The organism is Citrobacter sp. wls826 (assembly GCF_005281245.1).
GTDB lineage: Bacteria > Pseudomonadota > Gammaproteobacteria > Enterobacterales > Enterobacteriaceae > Citrobacter > Citrobacter braakii.
The window spans coordinates 158,122-164,785 of record NZ_SZWS01000054.1; the positions used below are offsets into that span (position 1 = coordinate 158,122).

The following is a 6,664-nucleotide window of genomic DNA, read 5'->3' on the forward strand; positions in this document are numbered from 1 at the left end:
GCTCTCCAGTACGCGCATGCCAGGCTTTCACGGAGATGGCAATTTTATTGATCATCGCCGTCAGTTCCGTAGCGGCTTCCCAACGGGGTTTGCCGGTTTCCCGGGCGATAATCTGTGTGAGTTCGGCTTTATTGCTTTCCAGCAATGAGGCAAATTTTTCAACAATGGCCTGGCGTGCGCCAAAGGGCTGTTTAGCCCAACTGGCAAAGGCTGCGCGCGCGGCCCGGCACGCCTGCGCCACCTGTGCTGCATCGGCATCATTCCCCTGCCACAGCACATCACCGCTTACGGGATTGGTTTTCACCCGACGCTCGCCCAGCCCCGTCACCCAGTCGCCGTTTATCCATAATGTCATGCTGTTTTCTCCTCTGCACAAAGACGCACAAAACGTACATGGTCGCCCGCGTGACATTTCAGGGCGTCCAGTTGCGCCGCCGTCAGCACCAGACGCTGAGTATCCGGGTCGGCACGAACCAACATGACGCGGAAGTTTTGATAATTTTCATTGGCAACCAGACAAGCAGGATAGTCGCCCGGCGCAGGCTGCCCTTCAGCCACCTCCACCAGCCTGCTCTTACGGATAGCCCGTACCCGGTCAATATCGCACTCCAGGGTCGGTCCGCCGTCGAAAATATCGACGTAGTTGCGGTAGCGAAATCCTTCTTTCTCCAGCACCGCCCGCGCAGGAGCCGTTTGCGGATGCACCTGACCAATCACGCTTTGCGCTTCGTCAGACAGGAAATGGGTATAAATCGGATGCTTAGGCATCAGTTCAGCAATAAAGGCTTTTTGCCCGGTTCCGCAGAGAAAATCCGCCCGGCTGAACTCCATTGAGAAAAAACGTTTGCCGAGGCTTTGCCAAAACGGAGAGTAGCCGTGTTCATCGATCACGCCGCGCATCTCGGCCACGACCTTCTCATTGAACCGGTCACGAAAGGCCGCCATAAACATAAAGCGCGACTTCGACAACAAATAGCCGTTGCCTTCTTTACGCCAGTCCGGATCGAGAAACAGAGAACAAAGTTCGCTACTGCCCGTGTGATCGTTACTCAGAAACAGTGTCGGCAGCGCGTTATACACGTTCAGCTCTTTCGAGGCGTGCACCAGTGTACCGACCCGGTAGTTGTACCAGGGATCGTTAAGCCCCACCGCCACCTCAATGGCGCAAATCCCTGCCACGGTTCCGCTGGCGCTGTCTTCAAGCACAAACACATATCCCTGCTCACTTTTGGGCAACTCACCGCGCCAGGTTTGTAGCGAACGTTCGATACGCGCCATCAGCGTAGCTTCATTCGCCGGTAGCGATGTCAACCCGCCGCCGGTCTTACTGGCAAGCTGCATCAGCGCGGTGATATCAGCGCGTTCAATGGGACGAATCACCATCATGATGAACCTCCTGCTTTAATGCGTTCGCAGGCCAGCGCAAAGCGATCCAGTCCGGTGGCGATTTCTTCTTCGCTGACGTTTAACGCTGGCGCAAACCGCACCACATTAGCGCCAGCAATCAGCACCATCACTCCGGCAACGGCCGCTTCTTGCGAGATGAGTTTTGCTTTCCCGGCAAATTCCGCGTTTAGCACACAGCCAATCAGCAGTCCGAGTCCACGAATTTCACTAAACAGTCCAAAACGTTCGTTAATGGCGTTAATACGCTCCACAAACCAGTCGTGGCGCTGTTTCACTCCGTTAAGCACTTCCGGCGTGTTAACAATTTCCAGCAGTTTTCCCGCCACCGCAGTAGCCAGCGGGTTTCCGCCGTAGGTTGTACCGTGCGTACCGACCGTCATCACACTGGCGCAACGCTCTGTCACCAGCAGTGCGCCGATGGGGAAACCGCCGCCCAGCGCTTTCGCTGTCGTCAGCAGGTCCGGCGTAACGCCGTAGTGCATGTAGGCATACAGTTCGCCGGTACGACCAACTCCGGTCTGAACTTCATCAAAAATCAACAGCGCATTATGGCGATCGCATAATTCACGCAGCCCCTGCAAAAAGGCGTTTGTTGCCGGCACTACGCCGCCTTCCCCCTGCACCGGCTCCACAATAACCGCACAGGTGTTGTCATCAATCAGTTGGCTGGCAGAGTCGAGATCGTTATACACGGCATGGCGGATATCCGGCGGCAGCGGCGCGAAGTCCTGTGAATAGGCGGGCTGTCCTCCGGCGCTGACGGTAAACAGCGTGCGACCATGGAAAGCATTTTTAAAAGCCACAATGCCGCTCTTCTGGCTACCAAAACGATCGTGGGCATATTTACGTGCCAATTTTAATGCCGCTTCGTTAGCTTCTGCGCCAGAGTTACAGAAGAAAATGCGCTCGGCAAAAGTGGCATCAATCAGCTTTTTCGCCAGGCGCAGCACCGGCTCGTTGGTGTAGCCATTTCCCGTATGCCAGAATTTGCTCGCCTGGTCGTTTAATGCCTCGCGCAATGCCGGATGTGCATGACCCAGTGCGTTAACCGCAATGCCTCCCGCGAAATCGATATACTCTTTACCCTGCTGATCCCACAGACGTGAACCTTCGCCACGCACCGGAATAAAAGGGGCCGGAGCGTATACGGGCATCATCCATTCATCAAAATTTTCACGCGTAATTGACAGAGACATAGCGACCTCAACGGTAAATAAAAGGTTATTTATATGTTAATAAATATAGTGTTTGCGGTGTAAATGTAGATTGCAGGCTTCGTGCCAGCCAGCGAAAAAAGTGCATAAACGGAGGGCGGTGACGGAATATCAACGAGTTACAACCTGACGATATTCACTGTATGTGCATATAAAGTGAATATGTTTGCGTACCAGATGACTAAACAGAGGAAAAAACGCAATTTTATTCAGTCGCCAAATATAATTCTGGAATTGTGATCGTATACGAAATTTATCGGAAATTATTGCTCTATTCCGACGCTCTACGCGCCAAAACGGTGCAGTTTTTGCTCCATCGTTAACACCATTAGCAATCATTGTTGGAATCAGGTGACAAGAAGCAGTCAGCCTGCAGAAATTCTGCTACCATCCTTGCACTATTCATCTTGCAAAGTGGCAGCGACTATGAAATTTGTCTCTTTTAATATCAACGGCCTGCGTGCCCGTCCCCATCAACTGGCAGCCATTGTCGAAAAACACCAACCGGATGTTATTGGCTTACAGGAGACAAAAGTCCACGACGATATGTTCCCTCTCGAAGAGGTAGCAAAGCTGGGTTATAACGTCTTTTATCACGGTCAGAAAGGCCATTACGGCGTAGCACTATTAACGAAAGAAACACCGATTGCGGTGCGTCGTGGCTTCCCGGGTGATGGCGAAGAAGCGCAGCGCCGTATCATCATGGCGGAAATTCCGTCGCCTCTGGGCAGCATCACGGTGATTAACGGCTATTTCCCGCAGGGCGAAAGCCGTGACCATGAAACCAAGTTCCCGGCCAAAGCCGCGTTTTATCAGAACCTACAAAACTATCTGGAGACTGAACTGAAGCGCGACAATCCGGTATTGATCATGGGCGATATGAATATCAGCCCAACCGACCTCGATATCGGTATTGGCGAAGAGAACCGTAAACGCTGGCTGCGCACCGGCAAATGTTCCTTCCTGCCAGAAGAGCGCGAGTGGATGGAGCGTCTGCTGGGCTGGGGCCTGGTAGATACCTACCGTCACGCCTGGCCTGAAAAGAACGACCAGTTCTCGTGGTTTGATTACCGCTCAAAAGGCTTTGACGATAACCGTGGCCTGCGTATCGATTTGCTGCTGGCGAGCAAACCGCTGGCGGAGCGCTGCGAAGAAACCGGCATCGACTATGAAATCCGCAGCATGGAAAAGCCGTCCGACCATGCGCCTGTATGGGCTAAATTCCGCGTCTGATCGTCTGCGTATTTTCACTCTCCGGGCCAGACCTGGAGAGTCTGTTTATTCTGTGCAAAATCAATAAAGCCACGGTAATACATTGTTGCGGCCGGAAATTTATTATATCTTCGCGCGCACTTTTCGCTGACGAAAACGCTACATTGCATTCGGTTTTACAGGAGAACCCCCATGAAAAAGAAGTTCGCATAACGCAGAATACCGGCTGCTAATTGTTGCGGTATTGTTCTGCGTTCTGGCGGGAGTTTTCCATCATTACGGTCTGACCGATCTGATCACCAATTTCCATCATTTACAAGATGTCATCGGCCAAAGCGGCCTGTTCGGCTATACCCTTTATATCCTGCTGTTTATAGTTGCCGCGCTGTGTCTGATCCCTGGCAGCATCCTGGTGATCGTCGGCGGTGTGCTGTTTGGCCCGGTGACAGGGACGCTTATCTCGTTAGTGGCGGCAACCATGGCTTCGGCGCTGTCATTTATGCTGGCTCGCTGGCTTGGCCGGGAATTACTGCTGAAATACGTTGGCCACACGGCAACGTTTCAGGCTATCGAAAAAGGCATTGCCCATAGCGGAGTAGACTTTCTGATCCTGACCCGGCTCGTGCCACTGTTCCCCTATAACATTCAAAACTATGCCTATGGGCTGACGGCCATTCCGTTCTGGTCATTTACCGTGATATCTGCGCTAACCACCTTGCCCGGCATCTTTATCTATACGCTGATGTCGCACGAACTGGCCAGCGAAGGGATTAGCTGGGCATTTATCGGTAAGCTCAGCGTTGCGGGGCTGGCGCTATTCGTCCTCGTTCAGGCCGCCAAAGCCTGGGCGCGACATAAACATGTCGATCCGGCGCCCGGTCACGAGTACGCGGGTAAATGATCAAGATGAATAAAGCGCGGCGGACACGCTATTACCGTATAAGCTTGCTTGCCCTGCTGCTGCTCGCTCTGATGGCGTGGGCGTGGATACCTGGCGTGAGTGATTTTCTTCACGCCAGCCTGGCGGCATTTACCACGCTCGATCAGCATGCTCTTGAGAACTTCATTCGTTCTTACGGAACCCAGGCGGCTGTCGTGTCGTTCTTCCTGATGATCTTACAGGCCATCGTTGCACCGCTTCCCGCCTTTGTGATCACCTTTGCCAATGCCTCGCTGTTTGGTGCATTTTGGGGCGGCGTTCTGTCCTGGAGCAGCGCGATGGCAGGCGCGGCGCTGTGCTTTTTTATTGCCCGCGTTTTAGGTCGCAGCGCGGTGGAAAAACTGACCGGAAAAACGGTGCTGAACAACATGGACACTTTTTTCGAGCGCTATGGCAAGCACACAATTCTTGTCTGTCGCCTGTTACCTTTTGTGCCGTTCGACCCGGTAAGCTACGCAGCAGGCCTGACCTCGATTCGTTTTCGCCATTTCTTCATCGCCACCGGCATCGGTCAGTTACCGGCCACTATCGTTTATTCATGGGCTGGTAGCCTGTTAACCGGCGGCACATTTTGGTTTGTTACCGGCCTGTTCATCCTGTTCGCTCTGAGCGTGGTGATTGCCGTGGCCAGAAGCCTTTATCTTGAGCATCAACGGAAAAAGACCTGAGTCTTTCCCCCATTTTTAGCAATGGAGATATTATGCGTTACTGCTTATTGTGCCTGAGTTTGCTGCTCTCTCCGCTGGCGGCTTTCGCCGAGGACACCAGTTGGCAGCAAATCAAAAATGACGCCCGCGGTCAGACGGTGTGGTTCAACGCCTGGGGTGGCGACAACGCAGTTAACCAGTATCTCGACTGGGTTAGCGGCGAGATGAAAACGCACTATGCCATTAACCTGAAAATCGTACGCCTGGCGGATGCCGCCGACGCCGTAAAACGTATCCAGACGGAAGCGGCATCCGGGCGAAAAACCGGTGGCTCGGTCGATTTACTGTGGGTGAACGGCGAAAATTTCCGCACGCTGAAAGAAGCCGGGCTGCTACAGACCCAGTGGGCGCAAACGCTGCCTAACTGGCGCTATGTTGATACCCAGAAACCGGTGAACGAAGACTTTTCCATTCCAACGGAGGGGGCTGAATCACCGTGGGGCGGCGCACAGCTCACATTTATTACCAGGCACGATCTCACCGCGCAGCCGCCGCAATCCCCGCAGGCACTGCTTGAGTTTGCCCAGGCGCACCCTGGCACGGTGACCTATCCGCGTCCGCCAGACTTTACCGGAACGGCTTTTCTTGAGCAGTTGTTAATTTCGCTCACCAACAAGCCGCAAGCGCTGAAAATAGCGCCAGATGCGTCCACATTCGCCGATGTTACCGCTCCATTGTGGCATTACCTTGATGCTTTGCATCCTGCCCTGTGGCGCGAAGGTAAAGATTTTCCGCCCACGCCCGCGCGAATGGATGCGCTGCTCAACGGTGGCACCCTGCGTTTATCAATGACCTTTAATCCTGCCCACGCGCAGCAAAAAGTGGCCAGCGGTGAATTACCCAAAAGCAGCTATAGTTTTGGTTTCTCACAGGGCATGCTCGGCAACGTGCATTTTGTCACCATTCCAGCGAATGCGCGCGCCAGCGCCGGAGCGAAAGTCGTGGCAAATTTCCTGCTTTCACCCGAAGCGCAGCTGCGTAAAGCCGACCCGTCTGTCTGGGGAGATCCTTCGGTGCTTGATCCACAAAAATTGCCTGTCGACCAGCGTAATGCGCTGCTGGCGCGGATCCCACAAGGGCTCCCTGCCGTACTGCCAGAACCGCATGCTGCATGGGTAAACGCTCTGGAATAGCAATCATTGTTGGAATCAGGTGACAAGAAGCAGTCAGCCTGCAGAAATTCT

7 protein-coding genes are annotated in these 6,664 nt (G+C 53.6%); 4 read left to right on the forward strand and 3 right to left on the reverse strand.

Annotated elements, in window-relative coordinates; genetic code table 11:
- The 3 genes from FDW87_RS22705 to FDW87_RS14795 form a co-directional block, all read right to left on the reverse strand.
- Nucleotides 1-355 (reverse strand): aldehyde dehydrogenase family protein (locus FDW87_RS22705; protein WP_252363196.1); only part of this gene is annotated, 355 nt, incomplete at its 3' end.
- Nucleotides 352-1,386, reverse strand: coding sequence for an arginine N-succinyltransferase (astA, locus tag FDW87_RS14790; RefSeq protein WP_016152846.1), 1,035 nt, complete (start codon nt 1,384-1,386; stop codon nt 352-354). The genes astA and FDW87_RS22705, both read right to left, overlap by 4 nt.
- Nucleotides 1,383-2,603 carry an aspartate aminotransferase family protein gene (locus FDW87_RS14795; RefSeq protein ID WP_137379888.1) on the reverse strand — a complete coding sequence of 407 codons (1,221 nt, stop codon included), beginning with the start codon at nt 2,601-2,603 and terminating at the stop codon, nt 1,383-1,385. Before FDW87_RS14795 ends, astA begins: the two co-directional genes overlap by 4 nt.
- Before the next feature lie 444 nt (nt 2,604-3,047).
- Here FDW87_RS14795 and xthA point away from each other — a divergent pair, with 444 nt between their 5' ends.
- From xthA to FDW87_RS14825, 4 genes are all read left to right on the forward strand, one after another.
- Nucleotides 3,048-3,854: an exodeoxyribonuclease III gene (xthA, locus tag FDW87_RS14810; protein WP_016156323.1), complete on the forward strand. Its 807-nt coding sequence runs from the start codon at nt 3,048-3,050 to the stop codon at nt 3,852-3,854.
- A gap of 223 nt (nt 3,855-4,077) precedes the next feature.
- The gene (locus FDW87_RS14815; protein WP_170975115.1) at nt 4,078-4,734 is read left to right on the forward strand and encodes a TVP38/TMEM64 family protein; all 657 of its coding nucleotides are present in this window, start codon (nt 4,078-4,080) and stop codon (nt 4,732-4,734) included.
- Complete coding sequence (locus FDW87_RS14820) at nt 4,731-5,441, forward strand: TVP38/TMEM64 family protein (protein ID WP_047417892.1); 711 nt, start codon at nt 4,731-4,733, stop codon at nt 5,439-5,441. The genes FDW87_RS14815 and FDW87_RS14820 overlap by 4 nt, the downstream gene beginning before the upstream one ends.
- 32 nt (nt 5,442-5,473) lie before the next feature.
- Entirely contained in the window at nt 5,474-6,613 is a 1,140-nt protein-coding gene (locus tag FDW87_RS14825; protein WP_137379890.1) for an ABC transporter substrate-binding protein, read from the forward strand.
- Nucleotides 6,614-6,664 lie beyond the last annotated feature (51 nt).